Annotated in this window: 16 protein-coding genes, 3 tRNA genes and 1 pseudogene; all 20 read right to left on the bottom strand. The window is 55.7% G+C overall.

Annotation, left to right across the window (positions count from 1 at the left end; genetic code table 11):
* Positions 1-9: 9 nt before the first annotated feature.
* The 20 genes and pseudogenes from A0W70_RS07410 to uvrC all read right to left on the bottom strand — a co-directional run bounded on the left by A0W70_RS07410 (position 10) and on the right by uvrC (position 26,185).
* Complete coding sequence (locus A0W70_RS07410; RefSeq protein WP_070988586.1) at positions 10-5,586, bottom strand: DEAD/DEAH box helicase; 5,577 nt, start codon at positions 5,584-5,586, stop codon at positions 10-12.
* A gap of 17 nt (positions 5,587-5,603) precedes the next feature.
* On the bottom strand, positions 5,604-6,683 hold the full coding sequence (locus A0W70_RS07415; RefSeq protein ID WP_139150784.1) for a hypothetical protein: 1,080 nt from the start codon (positions 6,681-6,683) through the stop codon (positions 5,604-5,606).
* 7 nt (positions 6,684-6,690) lie between these two features.
* Positions 6,691-9,549 carry a hypothetical protein gene (locus tag A0W70_RS16735; protein ID WP_139150785.1) on the bottom strand — a complete coding sequence of 953 codons (2,859 nt, stop codon included), beginning with the start codon at positions 9,547-9,549 and terminating at the stop codon, positions 6,691-6,693.
* A complete protein-coding gene (locus tag A0W70_RS16435) occupies positions 9,550-10,791 on the bottom strand; it encodes a Druantia anti-phage system protein DruA (protein WP_075109843.1) in 1,242 nt (413 codons plus the stop codon).
* Positions 10,792-11,246: 455 nt separating this feature from the next.
* Entirely contained in the window at positions 11,247-11,705 is a 459-nt protein-coding gene (locus A0W70_RS07420; protein ID WP_083330851.1) for a hypothetical protein, read from the bottom strand.
* Between the two features lie 1,049 nt (positions 11,706-12,754).
* Positions 12,755-13,780 carry a phospholipase D family protein gene (locus A0W70_RS16740; protein ID WP_139150786.1) on the bottom strand — a complete coding sequence of 342 codons (1,026 nt, stop codon included), beginning with the start codon at positions 13,778-13,780 and terminating at the stop codon, positions 12,755-12,757.
* 230 nt (positions 13,781-14,010) lie between these two features.
* A pseudogene (locus tag A0W70_RS17325) lies at positions 14,011-14,133 on the bottom strand (type II restriction endonuclease); the annotation flags it as partial.
* 197 nt (positions 14,134-14,330) lie between these two features.
* A complete protein-coding gene (locus A0W70_RS16980) occupies positions 14,331-15,116 on the bottom strand; it encodes a hypothetical protein (RefSeq protein ID WP_175443079.1) in 786 nt (261 codons plus the stop codon).
* Positions 15,117-15,656: 540 nt separating this feature from the next.
* Positions 15,657-16,376, bottom strand: coding sequence for a DUF6994 family protein (locus A0W70_RS07430; protein WP_070988595.1), 720 nt, complete (start codon positions 16,374-16,376; stop codon positions 15,657-15,659).
* A 416-nt stretch (positions 16,377-16,792) separates the two neighbouring features.
* A complete protein-coding gene (locus tag A0W70_RS07435; protein WP_070988597.1) occupies positions 16,793-17,275 on the bottom strand; it encodes a hypothetical protein in 483 nt (160 codons plus the stop codon).
* 320 nt (positions 17,276-17,595) lie between these two features.
* On the bottom strand, positions 17,596-18,480 hold the full coding sequence (locus A0W70_RS07440) for a hypothetical protein (protein WP_070988599.1): 885 nt from the start codon (positions 18,478-18,480) through the stop codon (positions 17,596-17,598).
* A gap of 175 nt (positions 18,481-18,655) precedes the next feature.
* Complete coding sequence (locus A0W70_RS07445) at positions 18,656-19,162, bottom strand: hypothetical protein (protein ID WP_070988601.1); 507 nt, start codon at positions 19,160-19,162, stop codon at positions 18,656-18,658.
* A 500-nt stretch (positions 19,163-19,662) separates the two neighbouring features.
* Entirely contained in the window at positions 19,663-20,805 is a 1,143-nt protein-coding gene (locus A0W70_RS16445) for an SIR2 family protein (protein WP_075109844.1), read from the bottom strand.
* Between the two features lie 96 nt (positions 20,806-20,901).
* Positions 20,902-21,447 (bottom strand): hypothetical protein, encoded by a 546-nt coding sequence (locus tag A0W70_RS07450; RefSeq protein ID WP_070988603.1) that lies wholly within the window; start codon positions 21,445-21,447, stop codon positions 20,902-20,904.
* A gap of 513 nt (positions 21,448-21,960) precedes the next feature.
* Positions 21,961-23,133, bottom strand: coding sequence for a tyrosine-type recombinase/integrase (locus A0W70_RS07455; protein WP_070988605.1), 1,173 nt, complete (start codon positions 23,131-23,133; stop codon positions 21,961-21,963).
* A gap of 194 nt (positions 23,134-23,327) precedes the next feature.
* Positions 23,328-23,414, bottom strand: a tRNA-Leu gene (locus A0W70_RS07460).
* A 45-nt stretch (positions 23,415-23,459) separates the two neighbouring features.
* Positions 23,460-23,534, bottom strand: a tRNA-Cys gene (locus A0W70_RS07465).
* 104 nt (positions 23,535-23,638) lie between these two features.
* Positions 23,639-23,713: transfer RNA gene (locus tag A0W70_RS07470), tRNA-Gly, on the bottom strand.
* 36 nt (positions 23,714-23,749) lie between these two features.
* Complete coding sequence (pgsA, locus tag A0W70_RS07475) at positions 23,750-24,328, bottom strand: CDP-diacylglycerol--glycerol-3-phosphate 3-phosphatidyltransferase (protein WP_070988607.1); 579 nt, start codon at positions 24,326-24,328, stop codon at positions 23,750-23,752.
* A complete protein-coding gene (gene uvrC / locus A0W70_RS07480; RefSeq protein WP_070988609.1) occupies positions 24,329-26,185 on the bottom strand; it encodes an excinuclease ABC subunit UvrC in 1,857 nt (618 codons plus the stop codon).
* Between the last annotated feature and the right edge of the window lie 53 nt (positions 26,186-26,238).

Consider the following 26,238-nt stretch of genomic DNA (forward strand, 5'->3'; position numbering starts at 1 on the left):
GCTATTCACTCACCTGAATGATAGGTTGGCCTCCTTCAGTTGACGTTGCACATTCCGAGTCGCTGTAGGTAGATTCCGACGTACGAGTAATTCGTTCTCAACATAGACGGGGATTGTTCCATCTAGCATATCTCTAATCTTCGGATCGGCCGGATGTCCGGCGGTTAGCGCGCCAGACAATGCAATAATATGTTGCTCCCCCGTCTCATCTTGCACGAGGATCGGCACCTCTCGAGTCACGCCATCCGGTCCCGGGACTCGCGCATCTTTTGATATGATTCGACTTCCGTCACTTTGACGCTCGAGATCGCTACACAGTAGATCCGTGGACGCACGGATACGGGCTTCGTCGAATTCGGGTTGCCGTCCGTCAATCAGGTACTCCAATAGTTCAGCGCCAACGTGACGATCCAGCAGTTCATGCTCGAACCTATTCTTGAAGCTGCGAAGACATCGATAGCATGAGGCGTCGCAGTTGGATGGACACGATTGCAATAAACGTAATGCCCGCCGGTATAGGTCCAATGTACATTCCGATAGTTGACTTGCGAACCCCGCTCCACCTGGCAACGTGTCATATAAAAAGATCTCTGACTCAAGGCCGCTCGACCCTCCGGCCGTTAGTGCCGGTCTATACTCGGCCATCAACTCACCGGGTTCAATCTCCAAAATCTGGCAGGCCGCCTGTGCTAACGCCTCGCTCACGGTTCGGAGGGCAACGTCCGTTGTATACTCACCAGGTTTCAATTTGATCGGAGCGGCGACCTTCATGGATAAGAGAAGGATATCTGTAATAAAGTCCGTTCCGAGAACCAAGTGCTTAGTTGCTCCGCCGCCCTCACATGTTTGCTGTCGATCGGTATCGGGGTAAGGTTTTTTATGCGCACCCGAAACAGAAGGGTTTGGCGTATCACTTGCTTCGATACGACCGCACTTGACGCAGTATGTATATCCCTCGTCGTTCGGCCCTGTATTGGATACAAGCAAGTGTTGCCGGATTGGAATAGAGCGTACGCGTTCGGTTGCGGCAGTCCACCCCGCGTCGGCGTCAGGCGTTCCCATCGTCAGTTTTGCACGGGTCGCATAACTCGTCTCGGGCATATCGTCCGGCGAGGTTACTTCCTCTGCGTCGATAGGGTGTGCAAATCCCGGGGGACACATCCAGTAGCGGGCCGGACCAAAGGTCTCCTCGCCGCCACAGGCGGTACAATCACGCACCTCATTCCGCTCGGCCTCATCTGGACTAAGCGTTCTCGCAAATCCACAATCGCTACATTCCATATATAGACGTTTATCATTCCATGCCGCGTACCGATCTTCTTTCATTACGGAATAGATAGCGCCCGATGTATAGCATTTTCCGGAGATCCACACCTGCTTCCCCGGCGCATATTGACTTAATGCCACCGGCAAGCCTTGCGACGGTGCGAATCGCATGACCGGACGAAACCGGGTCGACCTCTCCGTATCAAATACGTGGAATGTGGCGACATCCGTCGGGAAGGCATAACGTGGGAGTTGCCCGCAGTACAGTAAACGGTCGAGAAGCTTATCTTGGTCGGTGAGTTCTCGTTTTAGGTCGTCGCCTTCCTCGGGAACGCTCTCGACTATATCGGTCTCGACCGTAGTGCTTTCGGATTCCCCCCGTACAGCATCTGGTGATTGCCCCGTTGCGTGGTCCACTGCTCGCAGGCAATCCGACACAAGGTTGTCAACTATCTCCCGCTGCTCCGACTTAGGGAGCTGCCGCGGAATCCACGTTAGTATATTCTCGCTCAGTTCTCTCCTATGTTCGTTTAACCAGTTCTCGAAGTCCCACCTGTTCAAGACGGCGTCTTCCTTTAAGAACTCGGATACGGTGCCCAGCACTGAAAACAAATCGTGCGGTTGCTGCGGATCGACTACCCGAATCCGATCCTGATGGTAAGCCTGCAGTACTGAGGCACGTACATGCCGTCGTACGATCTCACGGTTATCAAGCGTAAGCTGTGGGTCTACTACCGCGCCGCGGATCATTTCGTCCGGCTCTGCAAAGTAATGCTCGTCGTGCGTATCCGAACTGCCGAACGCCACTACGGTCGCTACCGCCTTACCCCGTCGTCCAGCACGACCCGAGCGTTGTTGGTAATTCGCGCGGCTTGGCGGCATGTTCCTAAGCGCTACGCCCGACAACGCCCCGAGGTCAATCCCAACCTCCATCGTCGTAGTACTCGATAACAGATCGATCGCAGTTGCCCTAGAACGGCTCCCGTCGGACGGTAATGCAATGTCCTGAAAAAGCAACTCATTTTCTTCAGCTTTGGAGAATACATCTTCATTTTGCGGTGAGTTTAACTGTGCTGTGTGCTCGGCCGCGATTAGCGCCATAGGTCGGCGTTGTTTATCACCAAGGGCCTCCATGACGGGTTTCCTGTAAAATCCTTTTCGCGCGAGGAACACCTGATCCGATTCTGGATCAATTTCCCTTAAATCCGTGCCTGCGCAATCGACACAGCGCTTCACTTCCGTCAAGGGTCGATGGATTGATCGACAACTCCGACATTGCACCCACGCACCGTCAAAGCACAACGACAATTCCGATCCACGGAGCCGTCTGTATCCTCCCGCAACATTTTCCGTGAAGATCTCATTAAGTTTCGGCGTCCACGAGTCCCGGAACGACTCTCGGTTCGCTTTTTCACGTAGTAGCTTTTTGATAGCCTCGAATTGCGCTCCCCCGTCCCGCGTCTTTACACTGACGCCTTCGGTTTTCGACCGGTTCTGCCAATCGCCAGGCATTGAGTTAAGCCAGAATCCCCAGTTTTGCCAGCACCGCAGCCACGCGCGTGCCAATTCGACTTTCGTTTCGTCTGACGTCGCAACACCTGGTAGATCGGGTAATTTCTTTATTTCTTCGGTATGTTTTCCGCGTTCGCGTATGGAGGCGATCGCGAGCGACTCAAAACCGATATACCGATCCTGCACCGTCTTTATAATATCCTCTAGCAGCGCTAGCGGTGGCCGTTCGTTCCGCATCTCCATCCACAATTCGCGGACACCATCTTCCGTCTGGATGGAGGCATTGTCGACCGCTTCCTGAACACGATCCTCCGCTGCAAAACTCTCACCGGTCTTCAACTCCGGCCGTAGCCGTACCTTCAACTCCTTTGACGCGAGCAGGACCGCAAAGTACAAGTCCTCCAAACTCAACTGCGTCGAAAGTGACTTAAACGCCTGCAGGCGTTTAAATCCCCATGCGATCATTGGGCGCAACGAATCCCGAACCGAGTACATTTGTAGATTAGGGGCCAACCGAGCCGCAACTTGTCTCGAGTCCGAGAATGTCAGGACTTTGCGACCACGTAACGGGGCGAAACTACTCTCTTCCGTGCTCGTGGGCGGCTGAATCTGTATTTGTCGTGCCACGAGCGCCTGGAACGGTTGGTCTCCTTTCGTTTGATGGTCTTGAACCGACGATCGCCCAAAGCTGGCCCCTTTACCGCACACAGCACACGGAATGAATTGACCACGTGACTCCAATCGGGAACCCTCACCCGTCTCAGATACGCTGTCCGCAATGCGCTCATTCCGTATATACACCTGCCTCATCCGAGGCCCGAGCATCTCAGGGTTCAATCTTCCGGTCTCAACATCGTACTCTGCAGGTTCAACGACCTCCTCGTTGCTTGGCCTTTCAAGGAGAAGATCCAGTGGCTTTAACGCCTCGGTCCGCTCTTCTCCAATACGAATACGGTGGCCCGGATGCGACCACAAAGCAGACGGAGCATCCACGTCGTCTGTATATGCTCGCGCGTACGCGGTGCCGCAGTTCCTGCACGTAAATAGCTCGAGAACCCGCGAACCGCATTCGCACCGCTCAACCGGCTGCGAGTACATCGCTCCACAAATGTCATCCTTCTCCTTCCCGTCCAAATTAGTGCACTCTGGATTCATACACACCCATAACCCAGGAAGCCCTCGGAAGAAGTTATGTATCCGGCAGGGAAGCAAACCCGCTTCGCCTTCCTCGCGTCGCGCGCTGCTTCCGAGTCCCATTAATGTTGTAACGGCTGCATCTGCCGTTTCCGGCGAAGCCTCCGGAAATAATAATGGTCCAAGTTCCTCAATTTTCTTGGCATCAACCATCGTTTCATTAATGAGCCGACTCATCGGGGGGTACTCGATGAGCGCGTCAAATAGATCCATCTCCGGGAGTCCCGTCGCGGAACTTCCACGGTGATCTAATAGCGGCTTTATTATGTCGGACTTTTCGTTGTCTGTTTTTGCATCGTAAAATCTATCGATATCAATGCCCGCCAACATCTCCGCATCGGCCCGTGTCCCACCGTCCCCATTATCCTTAAGTGAAAGATCTCCTTTAATCGCTCTGAAAGTATCCGCCGGAATTCCCGATAGCTGCTCACCAAACTCCGGTGCGTAGCTCTCTTGCTCGAAACTCGCTGTAGAGCAAATGACCTGCAGCCGCTCTGGGGGAATGTGGAGTCGATCTCGTAGACGCCGGATAAGTAGACCAACCTCTGCACCAGCTGCACCCCGATACAAGTGCGCCTCATCCAAAACCACGACGAATTTTTCGCTCGGGTTCTCTTCCAGCCACATTCTTGTGCTGTCAAATATCGACCGCTCTATCGGTCGCATAAGCATATACTCGAGCATCGAGTAATTGGTTACGAGAAGATCTGGCGGAGTCTCCTGCACTTCATGCCTTGTCAATAACTCTGCGTCCAACGGCTGAGTCACCGCCCTTTGAAACTTACCTGTACTTCGATTTTGCCATTCAGTCCCTTTATTCCCCATCCATTTCAATAAATCGTCCTTTGCGGGCCACTTACCCTTTGCCTGCAGCGCCTTGAAAAAACGCTCCGCCTCTTCTCTCTCTTTCTGATCGTCACTGCCCCTGCGTACCAAGACGTCGACGTAAAATGACTCGAACGGCTTAAGCTTCACACCATCCTTTTTTGCCGTCCTCACCCCTGCGTATGGTGTTCTACTCGTGTACCGCGCAAATCGGACGGGACGGCCCGCCCATTCCATAAATTGGTCGACGAGACGCCTGTCCCCAAACAACGCCCTTAAACGCCCCAACTGATCGTTGACCAACGCGTTCATTGGATACAAAACCAATGCGCGCATAGCGGGCCTCGAATTGAAAGTCGTCGGACTTTCCTTCGCCTCGTTCGCCAACCGGCCCAAAACAGGAAGCAGGAATGATTCAGTTTTCCCGGAACCGGTGCCGGTCATTACGAGAAGATTTTTATTTTCAACCAAGCTATATCGGATTGCTTCCGACTGGTGCTTATAAGGCGGGTCATAAAGTATACGTGGAAGTTCATCCTCCGGCCCCGAAAGCCGCGAATAGATGTCCAGAGCCGCTTGTGGCAATCCTTTGATTGCGTCAAATGAATGGCCCAACTGGTAACGTCGGGTTGACTCGACGTACGGCACCTGATGGACGACCCCCGGGGTGTCGAGCAACTTCTTTCGTTGCTGTATCAGCGAGGGAGCGCTAATATGATATGTCGCTTCAATATAATCCGTTAAGGCGCTGTGTAATTCATCGATCGTCTTGTGAATTGTATCGACCATCAGTTTTCGCTCGCATTTCAGTCATCGGTCGGGATCAACCAAGTTCGGCTTTTCAGAAACTCTTCCTCAGTCTCTGCTTCCTCGTTCGATAGGACGTACGACACAACGCTTCGGTTGCTCGGACACGCGGCTCCCACTGCCATCAACCGCCGCTCTGCCCACTTTGGCAGCGGTGACAGGAAATCCAGCCGGACCTCTCCATCCTGCTCTTGTCGTCGGTAGCGCTGCGGCTGTCCTGAAAGATAATCCAGTGCCATCTGAACATGCCATGCGATATCACACCCTCTCCAGCGGGAATTCCCCGAGGGAAGATCCATTAACCGCGTCGGCACACCATCTTTCAGTTTAACTAAACACCAAAGCGGGTTTCCGTACTCTTGCGGGCGCCGCCCAACAAACATTCCCGTGTGCGCATTAGGCTCTACCCACCTACCTGTGTAATACGTGACGGGCTTATCCATATCTATAATCGTTAGCTTAGGGACTTTTCCGCATTCAGCCTGAGCGGCCAGTCTATTCTCCATATCGATTACCAACTCGTCCGCCGTGTCGGCCCTTGGTGTTTTCAGCCAGGCGTCCATAGACAGTTCCAGAAACCCGTACTCCCGGAGTTTCTCCGCTAGATCCTCCGTTGCTTCCGGATTAATCACGCGCATCGATCCCACGACCACCACGCGATCGACCAGCGCGGCCGGGATAAACGTATCTTGATCCGGCGAGATTCCAATCAGGAATATATTACCGCTAGGACGCACTACGAAGCTCGGCGGTGCCCCATACACCCACGTCCCCTTAAGCGCCGGGTCATGTGACGACAGGTCCCGGACCTCGAGCAAATCGCCTCCGACCACCAACATTTCAATGGCATGCGTTATCTCGTCTTCCAGTGACCGCGACGCTTTGCTTAAATACTGTAACGATTCCCATACTGTGCTACGCAAAGTCGCTGGTGCGCAAGGACATAGGATGCCTGCCGCTCGACGCACAAGCATTGCGAGCAATTCACCGCTAATAGTTCCTTCACTATCGTACCTTAAACCTGTGGTTCTCTTTGATAGCGCGATTACGTCGTGCGCCTCGATCTCTTCCACGGCCATTGCGTCCCTATCCATCTAGTTCACGGTTCATTCGCCACATAAGCACCGCGAATCTGGCAGCGCGCATGATATATTGGTTCGCCCAAATATACTGGAGGAGACTCTCCATACCTTGGTTGTATTCGTCATTGATTCGCGCCGGATCGACCGCCAGCCAAAATGCTCCGTACAGATGTGATCGATCACCGCAAAGACGATATGTTTGAGCCATCCCTGCAAAGTGACTTTCCACATCCCGAAAAGTCGGAAGGTTCTCCCAATTGCTTTTCCGTAGTTCCGTAACGCATTGGCTAGTGCTTGGCCCCACACCGCGCATAAGGTTCCGTAACGCCTTTTCGTCAGTCGGTGCTTTCCAATATTGTTCTTCGAGTCGCATCCATTTCGAACCACATAGGCTGCGCCATATTTCCGTTTGGATACGTTCGATAACCTTTTTGCGGCGAACATCTGCCAAAAGACCCGCCAGCCATGCTTCTTTCCAACGCACCAGGGCGTTCATTCCGCGCAGTAACGCTTGCGGACCGGCGCTGAGATCATCCACCTCCGGCGACACGTTTAAGCCTTGAAGCCCTTCACCGGCAAGTCCCGTACTGACGACAACCGAATCACGAAACTCTCCGGCGTACGCTACGAAGAGCGCGCCCGGCTCATGGACATCTACATTCTCTCTAAATAACGTCGAGTCAAACCTCCGCTGGCGCACCGGCGTTTGCATATCGAACACCTCGCACCCCGCTCTCTCCGATTCCATCCCCGTCTCGTCTATCATTCTTAGACCGACAGTGCTGTTCCGGCGCGTAGGAACCCACCGCACTGGTCGCGGACGACGTTCGAAGTGGATCGTGCACGCACCAATTTCGCCACCGTCTATGGTTACCCTGCACGAGTTGGCCTCAAGGTACGCCCATTGGCTCCCTTCATCTCTTGTGGAGTGGTCGAACTCATGCGCCCATGTTTCTGTTGACACCGGCAATCCCATTGCGCCGTCAACTTGACGCGAAAACAGTTCATTCCCTTGGTAGTCGTGTAATTGTAGGGTGCAGATGACCTCATGGCTTGGAGGGCCCGATATCCCAATCTGCACCTTGTTCTCCCAGAAGTCCTCGAGATATGCGTCATAAGGATCAGTCGTGACGAGCAGCGCATTCTGCAACGTGGTCCCGGCGCGCCAAGGCTCTGGATTTCGAACATCCAGGATAAGTTCCCCCTCAGGCGGCGCATCTACACCCCCGAACTTATCGTCCCCGTCTCTCTCAACTTCAATATCTATGTAATGCGATCCAGTACTCAGCGGTGGTATGCGGAAAAACGAAGGGTCCCCGTTTGATTTTGCTGACACCGACGTGCCATCATCGTCGTCGATGTACACGACGTATCCATTGACTGGATAGTCACTAACAACCCCAAAACACGGTGTCTCAGTAGTAAGCCATTCGCTCCTACCTTCACCGTCCCAATTCCGCGCTGGCAAACCAGCAGGCCATACTCGGATTGTTCTGGCGACATGTAATCCTTCGCTTTCGATTCTGCGTCTCAATGCATCCGGTACGTGATCCGGCATAGAAAAATGCACTCCCGATACCAGATCGCAATCGATCAAACACCGAGTCATGCCAGGTAGATCTTGAAGCGCGTCACTTTTGCTTATTACGATGTAACGATTACCCGGCCTGACAGCCTTCGTTACGACTTCTTTTGCCAGACCATCTCGCCCGACCTTAAAAAGCCAAACGGGGCCGGCACTAAGTCGGCAGTCATTGTCGAGAATGTTTTCAATAAGCGGATTCGCTCTTTCAAATTGAATCAACGGCTGCCGGTCGTCAGGCCATGTTCTTATTACGGCCATGCGTCTACCGGACGCCGCCCACCCACGGGGTTTCCAATCCGGAGCACCTTGGACCCTGCATCGTGTTTGGCGAAGGAAGTTCCTTGTTTCGTCATTGACCATACCCAAAATGGCGCTCAATCCGGGGATATCGACGATGACTGACCACTCGTTCTCGCCCACGTGGCGCAGGACCAGTTTCGGTCGAATCTCGGGGTATGACTTCTCGTCCTGATCGTCTGATGATTCCCTCGCGTCCCGCGTCCGCGGCCTTGACGATCTTGAGCGGCGGCGCGCCCATCGAAATGAATCCGTTACAACGTTTCGCGTTTCGTTAAGCCACTCCCGCGCCTTACGGACTCTTTCGAGATCCGTTACTATACGAGACAAAGTCGATTCATATATCGGCTCTATTTCCAGCTTCTGTTCGCTGTGCAGCATGGCTAGTACGATGCGTCCGCACAGTTCTTCCTGCTCAAGGAATTGACCGAATCTTTTTGAATTCGGATGTGCATGCGCCGCCATAACGCGGCCGATTTCAATCGGTGACCCGGTACTCAGCGATAACAACTGATAACGAAGATCATATACCGCTTTCGCGAAGTGCATCTGCAGGAAGCGCGGAAGAATGGCGTGCGTTATCGGCCACGCTATGATCTTAAACTGGTTCGCCCACGCTCCCGATGGAATTACGCCGTCGTACCGTTCCTGAAACGCTTTGAAAAATGGCAATATGCTGCTACGGTCTCCGATACCCCAACCCGGTGTATTCGCTTCAAACGATGGCCAGTACTCATCGCCTTCATAGGCATAGCCCTGCTCAGTAGCGTACACGGCCCACAATAACCAGTAGCGCTCCCGGGCCGTTCGATCATACGCAAGCGCGCGCAGCCCTTCCGAGAGATCAATTAGATCGGACTGCGAGAGTCCGTGTTCGAATACGAACAATCGAAACCCAGTACCACTGCGCCGCGATGCGAGTCGCGCAAAGTGAGCCTCTAGTTTCTCTTGCAACGAATCGAGAGGTGCTGACACGCTCAACTAACCTTCTTCATCCGACAGTGTCCTCGGAGTGTTACTATCCCCTTCCCTCGTCCATGCTAGGTCAACTCTTTGTGGATGCGCGACTAGATCTCTTATTCCTTTTGACGGCCAGTCGCGAAACTCCGGGCGTCTAGACGCACGCGGCACCATCCACCGATTGACCGCCTGTTCGCCGATTTCCTGAACCGTGGAGAGCGATGATAGGTCCGGACGCCCCTTACCGGTACGTAGAATCGAGGCACCGTTTCGGGCTAAAAACGAAATAAACACCTCCCGGTTTACACCGTGACGTAATATATCGTCCCCGATTCCTAATTCCACGAACGCAGTCCGTAACGTTCGAAGTCGCCAATTGGGTCCTTGGCCGTACGCATGGTGATCGGCGTAATGATGCCCAATAAGCCGCAAATACTCGCGGAGTTCCTGGAACAAACCATCCGGGATGTGGAAATGCCCCCACCCACCCGTATAGCCGATTGATGTCAAGTACCGAGTACCGTTAATTTTTAGTCTGTTATACACGGAGGAACGGCCCATCGACGAGGACGTGGTTATTGCGAGCAGACGTGCTTGTTTCCGCTGTTCCGATATTATCCCCGTACTCGATCCGTAGACCTTTCGAAAATCATCATAAACGTCTCGACTACTGATCAGGCAGGCGACAAGCTTTCCTCCTAGTAGCAAGTTGTACGGAGGCACTGCACCAACCACGTATGCGTCCATGAGATTCGCAAGTCGGTTTGATCGGTCTCTCGAGTCCCAGCCAATGTAGCGGTCTCGCACTCCAAGATTGAAGACCGGATCGCCAATTGCGAATATTCCTATCAATTTGCCGTTGGACGCGTCCCATACTAGATACCTGAGCCTGCGACCAAACCCTTGAGACACAGGCACTGACCAAGTCAACGAAGCGAGTCGGAACAGATCGCCCTGCCAGCTTTTTGCTCGAACCCGTTCTATTGTAGGTCGAATTCTCTCCGGGTCGACTTCATTTCCAGATGCAAAGTACTTATTTAAACGATCGATATTATGTTGTATGAATTCCTTATTCTCTTTTTGTCGGTCCGCTCTTTGCGGACCGTGCAGCGCTCTCACCACCTCTTTACCATTACCGGACGCATGAAGATTGCCGTCAGCTCCTTTCCGCAAACCTATTCCATTCAAATGCCGTCGTATTTTCCGTTTTAGCTGGGCTTCACGGGCGCTAATCTTCACGACTTGGTTATTCTTATTCGACATTACATATTTCCCACGTTGCCTACTAACATAGTTTTGAATGTCCGCAGGGCGTCACGCACCCACGTTCTGGTCTTACGATATCTAATAGGAAAGCAGTTGTGCGCCGTACGCTAGACGGCGCACAAATGTCAGTTGCACTGGGCCGCCGTCCATCGCGCTCAAGCGTTATGGAGGCGCATTGTCCTTCTAGCACCGGGACCTGGCGTCCGAAATCACCGTGGGAGCCACGTTGGGTGGCTGGGCGGCAGAGTGGATTGAGCATCGTTTCCTTCCCTGAGTTCCGCCTGTGCGTTCAATGTAGCGCGCACCGGGGGGCGATGACCAGCATTCGGGGACCCGTCGCCCATGCGAGACGCTTCGTGCCGGCATTGCAGCCCCGTGCGTCAGCGCCGTATTGGGCGAACGTCACCGGTCAGTGCTACAGCGTCGACACGGGACAAGGGAGTCCGGTCACATTAGTCGTCCATTCCGTCCTGTTTACTTGTCCCCAGGCCTAATGCGTCGCCATCCGGCTGATAAGTCGTTTCCACAACCTTCTGATTCATACCCGGAATGAGCCGTGATGCGATCGGCGCACTCACTTCGTATTGAACGTTCAAATTCCGGAGGTTCTCTAGTAACCCCGACAGATGGTCCGATCGTGGCGGAATCGTGGCCAAGGGTTCATCTCCGGTCACCAACGAGATCAACAGCGAAATCGTGCCGGTCAATTCGGCCGATTCTACCTGTTCTCTAGCGGCCTTTAGTTTGGCGGCGGGCGCTTCGTCGGCTACGAGGTCCCCCATTTGCCGGTATGCGCGTAGTTCGCCGACCAAATCGGTATCAAGACCGAGTTTTCCGCTGTCCGCCCACCAGATCAGCGCATCGGTAAGCGCGTATCGGTACTCGTAGCCTGCGTAGGTTCTAGTATCCAACCAAAGCTCGCTCGGTGAACGTGGTTCATCACCTTTACGTCGCCGCGGCATTGATGCCCGAATCCACGCGGCTTTCTTATCCCTCCGTAGAATCAGTACGGTAGTCGGACTCTCGATACCTGAGCGCTGCCCGTGTGGCTGTCCGATTGCCAGCATACCGCCGCATATCATTGTCATGTAGACGCCTCCAGAATTAATTCCTGCCGCGATAGCACGATCGTGCACCTCGTCATTGAGCGATGGTTTTGACCGGTATTGTAAAGCTAGACACCCGTACAGCGTTCGGAGCGAGTTTGAAAATTCGGACCGGGAGTCCCAGATGGCTTTCGCGCCCCCGCGCCGACCCCCGTACTAGCCGGAGGAAAAGACCGGTGATCCGGCGGCACGCCGAGCCGTCAAGCTCCTGCACGGCCACGGACAACCGGGGTTCACCCCGCTCGTACCGCCGGAATCGTATCCACTGGGCCGCCACAGCGTCCTGTATGAGCTTTCCCCGTGCTTTCCCCGCCTTTGCCCTACAGGTTCGCCATACTCGCAGTACACAGCGTCCACATGCGCTCTCGTGAGGCAGAAGGCCTGGTGATATCCGATCATATCCGTCAATTGGCGCCGCGGCACTCCCATGCAATCGGCGATAGGGCTGAGACATTCGCCGTCGTTGCGCTGTCTGTTTGCTTCCGAATACCCTTGCCTACTGTCCTTGCCGGAAACGCCCACCGGAGCACTTTCCTCGTGCCCGGGGAATCGAAATTTGATTTTGCCTCGCGGCTTCGGGACTTCGCAGCTAGGGCAGCGTTCCGCCACGCGATCCTTCAGCACACATACTCAAGGGCAGCCATCCGAGCGAGCCGATCAACGGCAGAAGGCCCGCCTAAACGTCGCGCGAAGCAGCCGGCCGAAAGAAGCTTTCGCCAATCAGCCCGAAGGCGAATGCAACCGCCGCCACCGAGGCCGGGTAATCGGCGTCGTCGGCGCCTCCAAGCGCCAGCCAATTACTCAACCAGTACAACTTGCCCAATCGAAGCCGAGACATTGACAGGCGGTCCGCGTCACCTAATCAGTTCCCGCATTTGATCTACGGACAGAACCCCTGGTCCTTCTCTAGCGTTAACTTCAAATGGCTCTGCACCCGGATAGGCTTCTTTCCAGATTCGCTCACCAGCTTTCTCGAGAACGCGTATATCGCGTTTAGGGAGACGATAGGCGAAATCCGGAGGCCGGTAAGCGAGTTTTATCGGTGACGCCCCTTTAACGTCCTTTACCGGCGAATCTCCATAAACGCGCCAGATGACGTCCTCATTATTCAGGTTTCCCCAACGGTCAAAGCACAAGTCGATAATGTCTACACCATCAAGAAGTCTATCTACTTCCCGCCAATTCTCGTACCCGTCAAGATTCTCTGCCAATTGAGGCTGCTCTTCTTGCAACTCTAGCGCTCGGTCTTTGATATACCCTTTGGCCGCCTTACTTAGATCAGACTCCTCCTCATTGTATACGGCGAACACAACCCGATCCCGAAGATCATCGGGGCTATTTTGAAGCACGTCGAGGAGCCGTTCATTGCGATTCCGATGGATTCGTCCCTTAATGCGGCGCCGTTCCCACGCTTTTCGCGCCAGCTTTAAATCGTGCTTCGTGATCTCTTTCGTCGCCGCGGAATCCCAAAGCGACTGCGCCCATGAATTGATGTCGGCCAGAATATTGGGGTCCGATACCTCAATGGCCGCCTCGTAAAGTTGAGTGCTACCTTCATCCTCAAATCCCAGTCCATTCGCCGAGGCATTCGCGGAACCTACGATTGCCCGATGAGCGCTCGCATATACCTTCGCATGCAGATTCGAGTTATGTCGGATATAGACCCCCCTATCAAGCAAGTCCTGGACAGCGTCTGGATTTGTTCCTCCAAGGGCCAGATTGCAAATAGCGCGAACCTGCTTCATATGCGTGGAAGAACCCAGCAACTTCTCGGGCGCGCCCTTTCCCCAAAAAGCAGATATTAGAAATGCATCTCCTGGCTCATCGATAAGATCGCGCACTCGTTGCACTATATCGGTATCGGTGACAAAGTCGGTCAATTTATTTCTCTCCTCTTATAGCGCGATGGTACCGTTTTCATAATCAACACAATTCTTGGATCACAATTTCACCCAACTCCGTAACTGGATACTAAGCGGTTTCAACATTTACGTTCGGCTTTCTTCAACAGTCGTAACTACGAATGGACCTTCCTACTGCCCGCAGACGACAAAGCGCTGACGAACTCAGTGATCAAAACGATCCACTTTATTTGATTACTACCGTACGTTTATTGGATTGGCGATGCGACCACAAACTGTAGCTTCTTTGCCACCATTTCATCCGTCTGCGCTTCGCTGATCCCTGCCTCCAGGGTCGCGAGATACTTTGTCTCGACGCGTTTCGCTTCGGAACGAACCTGTCGCTACTTGTCCTTGCAGGTCGTCTCCGCGCCGGGGAGGAATATCCTGTCGCTTGACAATGCCGGATCATGGCACGCCCAAGAAGTCGGTCGCACCGACGTCATGGGCGCTTACGCCCAACAGGACGCGTACTCCGAACTGCATCTGGCCCCCGTTGAAAGGACACCTCCCCAGTTCTCGTTCAGAGCTACGTCGAAGCGTCATCGACACGTTGGCCCGCGAGGAGCGCGACCTCGAGGGTGCGGTCATCCAGCACCGGTGCGGCGAGCGCAAAATTCGCCGCGGGCGCGATTCGCCTGAACATATCCGCGACGTGCTCGAACTCCCAGATGGCGCAGTCAGTCGGCAGCCCGACCACAACGAAACCCGCCGAGTAACACGTGGTGTCGAACGCGCGGCACTCGAGCGCGGCGATTGCTTGGTCGCAGGCCAGCGCTGCGCGGCCTTCTCCACAGGCCTGGCCGAAGCCCGCGAGCACTTGCCACCAGCTGCCCCGGAACACCTGCCGGAAGTCAGCCCAGTCCACGCCGACCATTCCCTTAGTGAACAAGCCGGTGAACAAGGCCTGCCCGAATCCCGCGAACACACACGGGCCATCACAGTCCGGAGCGAGTACGCTTCCGCCCGAAACGCGTAGATGGGGCTTGGGCGCGACGGAGGCGTCGTCCGTGGCTCCGCCACCCACATTACCGAGTTCAAGGTGCAAGCACCGATCCGCACACGCCGTTAGCATCTCCCGGCCAAGATCAGTGTATAGAACCGACGGACCAACCGTCACAAGTACGACCAGATCTACCCTCTGCAATGAAACAACCGATAGCAACGCGGACCGGCTCATCTCACCGCGTTCTGTTTCGAGGGGACAATTGGGTTTAGCACACCATGCCTGGGCGTGGCGCGTGAGCGCATCAGCATGGATCGCAGCGGCGTCACCGAACGCCAAAATCAGTACATTAATTTCGCTGACCTCCACGGACGACTCGGTTCCGACTAGCGCCCGGAATCGCCACTTGTGCACTGTCCACGCGGCGTCTTTATCCGAATTGTCTTCACTCACTTCGACAGCCCCCAGACTATCCGCGCGTAAATAGACCCGTGATCACAACTATTTGCTGTTAAACACCTTCGCCGTTCACGCTGCATTACGACAATACGACAATACGACAATACGACAATACGACAGAATCGTCCTCCATGATCGGTCCCCCGTGATTTTGGCGATCGTAGTCTCCTCGCGTACGACATCCGGACCGATCTCAAGAATCCGAAGTGGGAGTCCCAGTTGGCTTTCACGTCCCCATGCTGTTCTGTGGTGAACCATCTGGAGGAAAAGACCGGTGATACTGCGACACGCGTGGGATCGAGCCTCAAGACCACCACCGACCACCGGGGTTCGCGACGCTCCTATCGTCAGACTCGTCGCTACTGGGCCGACACAGCCTGGTGTATAAGCTCTTAGCGCGTTCTCTCCTTGCACACCCCCTACTCGAGCAACTGGCTGGTCTCCGACCCTTTACGTGCCTTTCAGCTGCCAATACCGCGAAATTCTTCGGTTTCGGGCCTCAATAAAGTTTATCGATTCAGTCATGTATGCATTGTATTCAGTTGGCGTCTGCGGTAACGGAGACACGTCAAAACCGTTAAATGGTATGAACATGCATACACCGTCGAAACTGCTAGTGACAATATCCTGCAAGAGGAAATGCTCAACGAACCCCTTAAAGTCACCGAACAAAGAAAAGAACTTCTCGTGCCGATTCAAGGTATCTGACATAGGACTCGGCGATGCATCGTAATGCCGCTTCACGCACTCCAGCGTCAGGTCAAATCGGTCTTTGATTCTCGGATGCAATCCGCGCCGCTGATTTATCGTCATTTTTCGACCAACGCGCTGACTGGGCCAGAGCATCATTCCGCCTATCGTGTAACCAACCGCATTAAAAAACTCTAACTTTTCCTCCGGAATTTGCTCAATGACATGTCTTATCGTTTGCTCCCTCGCGAACGAAGGAATAACGGCATCGCTTCCTAGTCGGAACTCGCCCATATCAGACTTGTGATGCAAATAGACCTCTGGCTTAGTATCTACAAGATGGAAATGCCGTCCGTTCGGAAGCGGTTTGCTCCACAACATTCGGTGATAGCGGCGAAGCGTAGGACTATGGGTGTCGGGGTCCTTACCTGACGGTGTATCGCGGCGCAAGTCAAACGTAATATCAATCGATTCCGTCATATATACTCAGAACCTCTTGTCAAAAGCACGGCAAAACGCAACAGCACGCAACTTGACGCTCAACGCATAGCTAACAGGACGGCTCGACAAAGCCGGTAACGTGGTCCAGCCAGAGATAGTCCGGGGGCAATCGCACAATCTCCCACGCGGTTACGCACGGCCGACGCACACCCCACTCATACCGCCGGAACCGTATCCAGTGGGCCGCCACAGCGTCCTGTATGAGCTTTTCGCGCGCCATCCCCTACTTGCCCCACTGGCTCGACGTGCGCGAGATATATGGCGTCCACATCGGCTCTCGCGAGCCCGAAGGCCTGGGGATATCCAATGATATCGAGCACATGGCTCTGGGTAATCCAGAGCAATCGCCCTTTGGGGCTTAACCATCCGCCGCCGTTGCGCATTCTGTTCTGTAGCTACCCGTCTTTGGGGAGACTTTGCAGCCTAAGCGTTCCCTCAACGGTCCGGGCTAATTCCTGAACCCAGCTGAGATAGTTCCGATGGACTGCCATTACGTCCGACTCGTCCTGCTTCTTGTAGAAAATCTCTTTCCCCGTTGTTCCGCCACGATCGGTCAGCCACTTTTGCGGTAAGTTCTCGCCCTCTCGAAACTGAAATGAGATAACACCATCGTCGATCTGCGCGCGGACCCGGCCGACATGGGCACGCACCGGGATTTCCGCATCAATGTACCCCTGATCCCGTGAAACCTCGGTCATTCTCCACCCTCGCATGACGAACGCGGTCATAAGGGCTTTCGTAGTCTCGTTTTCCGTCAATCCCTCGGGTACTGAGACCGTATCCGGATCAAAGGCGATGAATTCCCTGTTCGCTGCCACCCAGGTCGGCGCCAAGGCGAGCAATACCGCGAGCACGATACCGGTACGGTTTCGGGTCATCTCGATTTCCTTTTTCGAAGCTGGAGCGCGATATATATGGTGTACCTTATCCAACCCGTTTCGCAAAGGACACTAGAATCGGAGCAACGCCATACTGCGATCGCGTCACGGGAAACGACAATTATGTATTCCTAATGCACGGTTGGTTTCGTTCTTTCGTCCGTGCTCGAAGTCCGCCCGAATCGGTACCGTCGGGCGTCAGAACGCGGTTAGTCGGTATTGAATGGCTCTGGACGCACAACGACGAACGACCGAATATGGCCCCCGGCGAACCCCCGACGATGAAGACCGCCATGGACGCTCGATTTCCATTTCTGGGGTCACTTAGAAACCACGGGACCACCCACCGGCCTCTCATCCTCTACCCTCGAAAGCGGATGCATACGAATCTCCGTAGCGAGGCCGTCGAGTAGTCGACGAAGCGTTCTATCGCCTCGCGTATTGCTGAGGGTGTCTCGGTATTGGTCCAAGGCGGCCAATACTTCGACCCAGGTCGCACACGTGACCTGTAGGCGCGAGACGACATCCATGATCGCGGCCCTGTTGGCCTCGAAAAGCGCCTTTACCTGAGGATTCGATACCGACCTCTCCAGCAAGGCTGCGTCTTGACTCGACAACTTATCCGGCTCTAGGGATGTCTGCCTGCGGAAGTTCTCGTCGCCCAGCGACGGCGAAATGTAGAGCAGATTCAGGTTTTCATGAGCGTGTCCTTCAATCTTCTCTCCCGCGATCAATGCAATGTATTTGGCGAGCTGATCTAATGAAGTTTTAGCATTGAACTTTATCTCGATCGCCAATACCGACTCGGCCGAAACAAGAAACGCGTCTGGAGTTGTTACATTGGCTCCTCCAATCCATGAGTACCTATCACGAATGCCCGCTCCGCATAACTGATAATCATGTATCCGATCCAATCCCAAAATATCCTTAAAGATCTCGGATACTATGTCACCCGGTAAAACCGAGAGCGTTAGATTGAAAATATGGTTGAAGGTTTCTTCTTGCCGACGAAAAAACTTCCAGTAGTCCTCTCCGGACCGCACCCGCCTATACAATGGTCCTGAAGCGTTTGTCATCTCTCGGGGAATCGAGACCATGTCGCCATCGATGGTCCAATCGCGACGTGGAATCGATTTCAATCCCAAGTACGAAGGCACCCAATAGAACTCCCCGACAATGTCCCAATAGTTTTCGGTCCACGTCATTATACGGCTCCATCTGTGTATTCGTCCGCCAATCGCGCGCCTCCCTTCTTTTTTAGAGGTGCCGCATACGTGCCATTTATCGCCTTCACATAGTTACCGCGTTGTCCGCCACGGAGGCCACGCGAGTTGTTCTATAAAGCGCCAATTCGATGGATAACCTGGCCATCACTTCATGCTACGAACGCCGATTTGTAGCGTTCAGTATCCCTCGGGTGATCTTCGCCCAATCTACTACGCGGCCACGCGATCCGTCATAGACCCGAATGACGTAACCGAATGTATCTTCGAACGCCGCCGTGAATGAGCGAAGCCATCCCGTGTCGTGTTCATCAAATGTTGTTGGTGGTTTACCTATCCGCTTAAACTTCCACTCCATCACAATGCGGGGCCAGTCCGCCACTTCCCAGTTTTGGTCCCAACTCGTGCTCAAGCCATCGCTCCAGACCGTCAAGTCTTTGTGCGCTGTTGGACTTTTATATCCCGGAGGCTGCGGGACTGGCGATTCAATCCGAATCTGCGCCATGTCTTCAATGGCCACCCCTTTTTGGACGTTGCGAGCAAGAAAGCCGAGCGCATACATATTCACGCAATCCCGTTCCTTCCCATACCACTCCGCATCGATGTACCAGTCCCCGAAATCCACTAACGCATCTTCAACGTAGCGGTCGATGCGTTTCCGCATATACGCTCCTCGTGGTCGTGATTGGTCTTCGATTCTCACCATACGTGGCTGGATCGCGTACTGGCCGGAGCATCATTCCCTTCCCTGAGTCGCGCCTGTGCGAGCAATGTAGCGCGCCTCGGGTGGCGATGGCCAGAACCGGCGCACAGGGGTGCATCCACCCGTGGCCGAGCGGATTGGTTTGGTCGTATCGGTTGCCGGTATCAGTGCGTCTTCGGTCCGCCTCCGGCCCGAGTGGGCGCGGGCTGTGCTGCTGAGAGATCGCCGCGGCCAGGCTGACCGTACCCTGGATTCGAGCCGCCGGGAATGTGAAGGTGGGAACGAGGACACCTCAAGCCACTACCCGAGCGAACGCGGACCGAGGCTCTAGCGGAATGCGCCCCGCGCGGTCACTTCCTTTAGGAGCTGCCATAGTGCCAGTCAGGGCGCATCGATTAGAGTTTCCTTAGTGAGAACCACACCGGGCTACCCCTAGTATCGCTCTGTGCCACAGTAGCCTGTTAGTTCAATATCCAATCCATACTTGCGGCACTAAATCCATCAAGGCAAATCTCTGTACGATCCCAGTTGACGAAGCGATACCGATCCCGAATTTCAGCGTCGTTTTTATCGCTCGGATCGTAGTCGAGTATCCGTGCAGGCCCCTTCTTCCGTCCCGCCAGTTCCAAATCCGGCTCAACTTCAGTAAAATTCGAAAAGATATGGTATAGGACTTGTTTGGCGTACTCATCGTACGGCGGCAATGAGTATCCGATAACCGACAACGAGCGATTTAGCCCGCCGAGTCGCTGTAATCCCCACCAAAACGGCCGTAGAGGTCCGGAATAGAAGATCTTGTTATGCGAGGGCGTCAGTACAAGCGGACAACATTCCCAGAATCCTCGATTAATCAGAGGAGCAACATCTGATACCCGGTAGATCTTCGCCAAATGGTCTCCTTCTTCTCTTGGACCATCTGTCAGTGGAACTGCATCGACTATTGATCGCTCCCCGAAAACCGCATGCTTAACGGTATAAGGCATCGGGCACGATTGAGCATGCTCTACCTTCCTTTCATACGGTGCACGATGAAACCAATCAATAGAGCCGTGTAGTTTTATAACAACAACTTCTTCACGAGAGTCATCGATCGTATTAGACGCCCAACCGATCTCCGAGAAACGCTCTGGGAATAGCCGATACGGAATTTCTTCAGCTTCAAGAGCACACTCAAGTAACGTGTCATAGTTGAATGTAAAGATTACGTCGTCTGGGTTTAGGCGTCGCGCAAATTCTCGGTACAGTGACGGAACCTCTTTCGGCGTAGCAGTATTTAACACTTCGGCGATCCCTTGTCGGATCATCAACTGGGATTCGTTTCCCTCATCACTCCATGTATCTTTTCCCTTAAGCCCGAGGACGTGTTCTATATCCAAGAACCCCATAAATTGTTCGTAATCGACGGAGTCGATCGTAACGGATATTCCTTCGCAGTCTTTGATGTAAGTTGCATAACGGATTAGGTCGCGTTCAATTGGATTATCTATCCCGTACCGTCGCTTGATTACCTCTCGAACCTTCGCGAACAACTCATCACCGAGCGGGAGACCTGCAGGTTTCGAAAAACCAGCGCCGAGAATCACGATTCGGAAGGTCTTGGACACTGCGCTCTCTCTTAAACTCAACAAAAAGGCTCAGCGGTCCCGCAAGCACGTAGCGGTTGCCGCGTCGGTTGCAGTGATTCCTTGCGCATCGAACTACTAATCGACATTGACGGATGCCTCCCTCTCCAGCGTCGTTCGGACGTTGTACTCACCGAACACGAGATCTCGTCGCGGCAGAGTGAACGCTTCGCGAAGGCTCCGCGCCAACTCTAGCGCTTGCAGACCAACGCACGCCGTCTGCTTTACTGCTTCATTACGAGCCGAGTCCATATCGCTGACCAGATCCCACCAGAAGGCGGCGGCTTGATCTGCCTGTCTAACGTCTTGCGGGAACGACGCCAATCTGTCCGCCACGCGCGCTCTCTCGCGTTTCACGAAGGCTGCAACAACTGGTATTTCTGGGAGTTCTGGTACACCGCTAATGAGATCGCCCGCAGCCCCGGCCGAGTCGATTGCGGTCCGGTGATCCGCTACCTTGTCTGCGCAATGCAAAGCGTAACCCTCCAGCCCTACCGCAGCGTTCAACGCGGCCAAACGCTCCGACGGCCAGTTTCGCCGTACCATCAATACTTCGTTGACAACAGGGCCGACGATCGACGCGACCACGGAACTCGTCACGATGATGGTTATAAAATCGAGCATTCGTAAGTCGCCCACCAGGCGTTAATCTTCGGCGAGCGGCCGTCATTGAACATGGCACATCGCCGTCAATCGTGAATTTATTACCCGCCCCGAGACTTCGCCTCCGCTTCCCAAATCAGGCGCCCCATGGCTAACTGGAAGGCTACCTCGAAGGGGGGAGACAGCGCACGGCCCTATTTTCCCGCTTCAGGCCTCAATTCTCCCGATGCACTGGTTATTTGTACAGACCCGCTCAGAGGAGTGCGAATTCAATGATAGTTTCTCTTTTCATGGATGGAGTAAGCGGAACGACGCGTGCCCACCCCTACCGCCACTGCACGGTATGGGGCTGCATGGCAGGATTCGATGATTGCATCGACGATCACGGTAGGTGCCTTCCGTGGAAGATGAGCGAGACCAAGGTTCCGCCCTTTTCTGAACCAACTTGGCACTGATGGGGAGGTTGCCACGGCAACAGGGTATCAAGGGAACGATACCCTGTTGCCGGTGGCGATCATTGGTACGTAGTGATGTTCATAGGCGGTCCAAGACTGCCTTGACTTGTGCGACATCCTCAGCCCTATAGTGGACATACTGCATCGTCATCTGGATCGTGCTGTGTCCAAGCTGATTTTGCAGCTGGTATGCAGGGAGTCCGCCGTCGAGCGCGCGCGTCGCAAATGTATGGCGTAGTCCGTGAAAACTGGGAGCGTCCGGAACGCCTCCAGCTTTCTTGATGCGCTTAAAGGTTTCCTGCAGTTGGTACATGGGGCGCTCCGGATTTCGACCGGGAAACAGAAAGTCTCCCTGACCGCTCGCATTCGAGACTGCGGATAGTTGCAGTAACAGCTGCCGGAGGGCGTCGCACATTGCCACTCTACGTTGGCGCCCGCTTTTGGTGGTGCTATGGACAGTTCCCCGCTGTGCGGTCTGGGCGATTTGAATTATGGAAGCGTCGAAGTCGATGTGGCGCCACTGCAATCCGAGAACCTCACTTGCGCGCAGCCCCGCGTACGAGCCTAAACCGACCAATGCTCGCTCCGAAGCCGATTTGCAGCCTTTCCAAAGGGAGCGGGACTCTTCCTCAGTGAAAATCCTTGCTTCCTTCGGTTCTGGGCGAAACGCGCGTACACCTCTTGCTGGATTCTCGATCGTTCCATCGTATTGGCGCGCGTGCTGGAACACGCACGACAAAAGACTCGTTATCCGTGTGACCGTTGATTTCGAGAGTCCCTCGGCCAGCAAATCAGTCCGGTACGCTTCTACATCGCCGACAGTAATATGGTCGAGACGGTGACCGCCGAATCGAGGCAGGAGCCGCGCCTTCATGCGCTCGGCGTTATGTTTGTAGTCCGCGTGGGTAACCCGACTCCACTCCAGAAAGCCGCGACTGGCTTCTTCGAACATCGGGGGGGCGTTAGGAGTTCCCCCACGCCGACCTGCTGGCGCCGTTAGAACCGCTTGCGCGCGGACCTCCTCGAGCATGCGTCGCGCTTGGGACAAAGTCATCCCGTCGCGGTGCTCACGCCCCAATGTGCCTTTGCGGCGGCGGCCAGACACCCGGATGTCGTAGCGCCAGACTCCGTCGCTGCCGTCGGCCAGCTTGCGCCAAATTAGCCCGTTTTGGGAAATCTCGTGGTTCGGCTCAAGGTCCGCCTTGGCCTGGCGCGAAAATGGATTGGCGGATTTGTTGTTCGTGGATTGCATGTATACCTCCGTTGGTTGATTTCGGAGGTATTTATTCGCGCGCCCACGAGGGGGCATTGAGGGGGCACCGGCCCGCGTATCCGCACGGAATTCAACGTATTAGAGCGTATTCGGCGACCGAAGGGACGGCGGCACCGCCTTATCCCCGCATCACACAGTGTACGCGTAACTTATTGATTTTCCCGCTTTTGGAATGGTGCCCGGAGCCGGACTTGAACCGGCACGGCCTTGCGGCCGAGGGATTTTAAGTCCCTTGCGTCTACCCATTCCGCCATCCGGGCGGGTCCGTAGAGCCGTGTCACGCTGCTGGGATCGGGAGAGATTGGTGGAGGCCAGGGCCGGAATCGAACCGACGTAGAACGGCTTTGCAGGCCGTCGCATAACCACTCTGCCACCTGGCCGGGGCTCATACTGTAGCGGGGCTTCCCGGCCCCCTGCTACCCCGGCACCTTCCCGTGTGCCGGAAACAAAAAAACCCCGGGACTGCCGAGGTTTTTCGGAAATCTGGAGCGGGAAACGAGATTCGAACTCGCGACCCCAACCTTGGCAAGGTTGTGCTCTACCACTGAGCTATTCCCGCATGGCGAGCGCCATTCTATTCAGTGCCGCGTCGCTGTCAAGGGGATGCCGCCTCTTCTTCGGCCCGATTGGCCGCGGACCAGCCCGCCCGCAGATAAACGACCATCGAATAGAGCGTCAGCACCGCGGCCAGGTACAGCAGCGCGACCCCCACGAGGAACGTCGGCAGCGCCCCTATCGGGTCATGATACAGCATCAGCAGGAGCGCCGCGATCTGGGCCACGGTCTTGATCTTGCCCAGGGAGCTGACGGCGACCTGCGCGCGCTGGCCGATTTCCGCCATCCACTCGCGCAACGCCGAGATCACGATCTCGCGGCCGATGATCACCATGGCCGGCAGCGCCATCCAGATATACGGGTTCGCCTGGACGAGCATCACCAGGACGATGGCCACCATGACCTTGTCGGCGACCGGGTCGAGGAACGCCCCGAACGAAGACGACTGATTCAGGCGCCGCGCCAGATAACCGTCCAGCCAATCGGTCAATCCCCCCAGGGCGAATACCACCGCGGCCGCCGGCCCCGCCCACTCGAACGGCAGATAGAACAGCAGTACGAGGACGGGTACCAGGACCAGACGTCCGAGCGTGAGGACGGTTGGCAGCGTCAGTTGCATTCAGGGAGCTCCAGAGCCCGAGCCATGGGTCGCATCATAAATGATGCGGGCGAGTTTCGTACTGATACCGGGTACGGCCGCGAGATCCTCGACACCCGCTTTGCGTACCCCCTGCAGGCCGCCGAAGTGTTTCAGCAGCTGTGCCCGACGCTTGGGGCCCAGCCCGGGGATGTCCTCGAGGACCGAGCGGTTGCGGCTCTTGGCGCGTGCCCCGCGATGGCCGCTGATGGCGAAGCGGTGGGCCTCGTCCCGGATCTGCTGGATCAGGTGCAGCCCCGGCGTGTCTTCCGCCAGGTGGCGCTCGTTCAGGGTATCGCCGATGTACAGGGTTTCCATGCCCGGCTTGCGCTCCGGTCCCTTGGCGATGCCTACCGGCAGCAGCTCCTCCGCCCCGATACCGAGTTCGTCCAGCACCTCCCGCGCCTGGCCGAGCTGGCCTTTGCCACCGTCGATGAACACGACATCCGGCAGCGGCCGATCCTCGCGCTGCAGACGCGAGTAACGCCGCTGGACGGCCTGGCGCATGGCGGCGTAGTCATCGCCGGGCTCGATACCCTCGATATTGAAGCGGCGGTACTCCCGCCGCAATGCCCCTTCAGGACCGAAAACCACGCACGATGCGACCGTGGCCTCTCCCCGGGTGTGGCTGATATCGAAGCATTCCATCCGGCCCGGCGGCGTATCCAGTCCGAGCACAGAGGAGAGCGAATCCAGCCGGGCGGCCATGCCCGCGCGCGAGGCGAGTCGGCTGCCGAGGGCATCGGCGGCGTTGGAGCGGGCCAGATCCATCCAGCGGCGGCGCTCGCCGCGCAGACGCGAGGACAGCGTGACCCGGTGCCCCGCGCGCTCACGCAGTACCTCGGCGAGCACATCGGCGTCGTCGACCGCGTGCGACAGCAGGATCTCCGACGGCACGTCATGCTCCAGGTAGAACTGGGTGAGGAACGCGTAGAGAACGTCCTCCTCGGCGGCGTCGTCGGGCGTGCGCGGAAAGAACGTCTTGTTCCCGAGGTTGTGCCCGTTGCGCACGAAAAAGACCGTCACACAGCTCTGGGCGGCCTGTGTGCGGCACGCGACCACGTCGAGGTCACCGCCCTCCCCGCTGACGTGCTGACGCTCGCGCACACGCCGGATCGCCTGGATCCGGTCCCGGTATTGTGCCGCCGTCTCGAAATCCAGTTGCGCCGACGCCTCCTCCATACGCTGGACCAGCGAATCCAGCACCTGGGTCTCGCGTCCTTCGAGGAACAGGCGCGCGTGCTCGACGTCGCGGGCGTACTCCTCCTCGGAGATGTAGCCCACGCAGGGCGCCGTGCAGCGCCCGATCTGGTACTGGAGGCAGGGGCGCGAACGGTTGCTGAAATACGAATCGGTGCACTGGCGTACGCGGAACACCTTCTGCATCAGGTACAGCGTGCTGCGCACGGCCGTCGGCGATGGATACGGACCGAAATACTTGCCGGGTCCGCGCGTGCTGCCGCGATGAAAGGCCAGACGCGGATAGTGGTCCTGGGTCGACAGGTAGATGTACGGGTAACTCTTGTCGTCGCGCAGCAGGACGTTGTAGCGCGGGCGGTGCTCCTTGATCAGCGTATGTTCGAGCAGCAGGGCCTCTGCCTCGGTGTGGGTCACCGTGACCTGCACGTCGGCGATGTGCGAGACCATGATCCGCGTCTTGGTCGACCCCGGATCGCCCCGGAAATAGCTGGCAAGGCGGTTGCGCAGGTTGGCGGCCTTGCCCACGTAGATCACGGTGCCCCGCTCGTCGAGCATGCGGTAGACGCCGGGCCGCGTGGTCACCGTGCGCAGGAACGCCTTCGCGTCGAATCCGGCGGTATTGTCCTGTTCACCCGTCATCGTTCCGATCCTGGGGGCGGCGCATCCGATTTCAATGGCGCTGCGACCGCGCT

Origin of the sequence: Halofilum ochraceum (assembly GCF_001614315.2) — a bacterium.
GTDB lineage: Bacteria > Pseudomonadota > Gammaproteobacteria > XJ16 > Halofilaceae > Halofilum > Halofilum ochraceum.

Coding starts and splice junctions, on each gene's coding strand:
- A0W70_RS07410 (WP_070988586.1), bottom strand. CDS start 5,586: ATGGTCGATACAATTCACAAGACGATCGATGAATTACACAGCGCCTTA.
- A0W70_RS07415 (WP_139150784.1), bottom strand. CDS start 6,683: ATGGCCGTGGAAGAGATCGAGGCGCACGACGTAATCGCGCTATCAAAG.
- A0W70_RS16435 (WP_075109843.1), bottom strand. CDS start 10,791: ATGTCGAATAAGAATAACCAAGTCGTGAAGATTAGCGCCCGTGAAGCC.
- A0W70_RS07430 (WP_070988595.1), bottom strand. CDS start 16,376: ATGACGGAATCGATTGATATTACGTTTGACTTGCGCCGCGATACACCG.
- A0W70_RS07435 (WP_070988597.1), bottom strand. CDS start 17,275: ATGACCCGAAACCGTACCGGTATCGTGCTCGCGGTATTGCTCGCCTTG.
- A0W70_RS07440 (WP_070988599.1), bottom strand. CDS start 18,480: ATGACGTGGACCGAAAACTATTGGGACATTGTCGGGGAGTTCTATTGG.
- A0W70_RS07445 (WP_070988601.1), bottom strand. CDS start 19,162: ATGCGGAAACGCATCGACCGCTACGTTGAAGATGCGTTAGTGGATTTC.
- A0W70_RS07450 (WP_070988603.1), bottom strand. CDS start 21,447: ATGCTCGATTTTATAACCATCATCGTGACGAGTTCCGTGGTCGCGTCG.
- A0W70_RS07455 (WP_070988605.1), bottom strand. CDS start 23,133: ATGCAATCCACGAACAACAAATCCGCCAATCCATTTTCGCGCCAGGCC.
- pgsA (WP_070988607.1), bottom strand. CDS start 24,328: ATGCAACTGACGCTGCCAACCGTCCTCACGCTCGGACGTCTGGTCCTG.
- uvrC (WP_070988609.1), bottom strand. CDS start 26,185: ATGACGGGTGAACAGGACAATACCGCCGGATTCGACGCGAAGGCGTTC.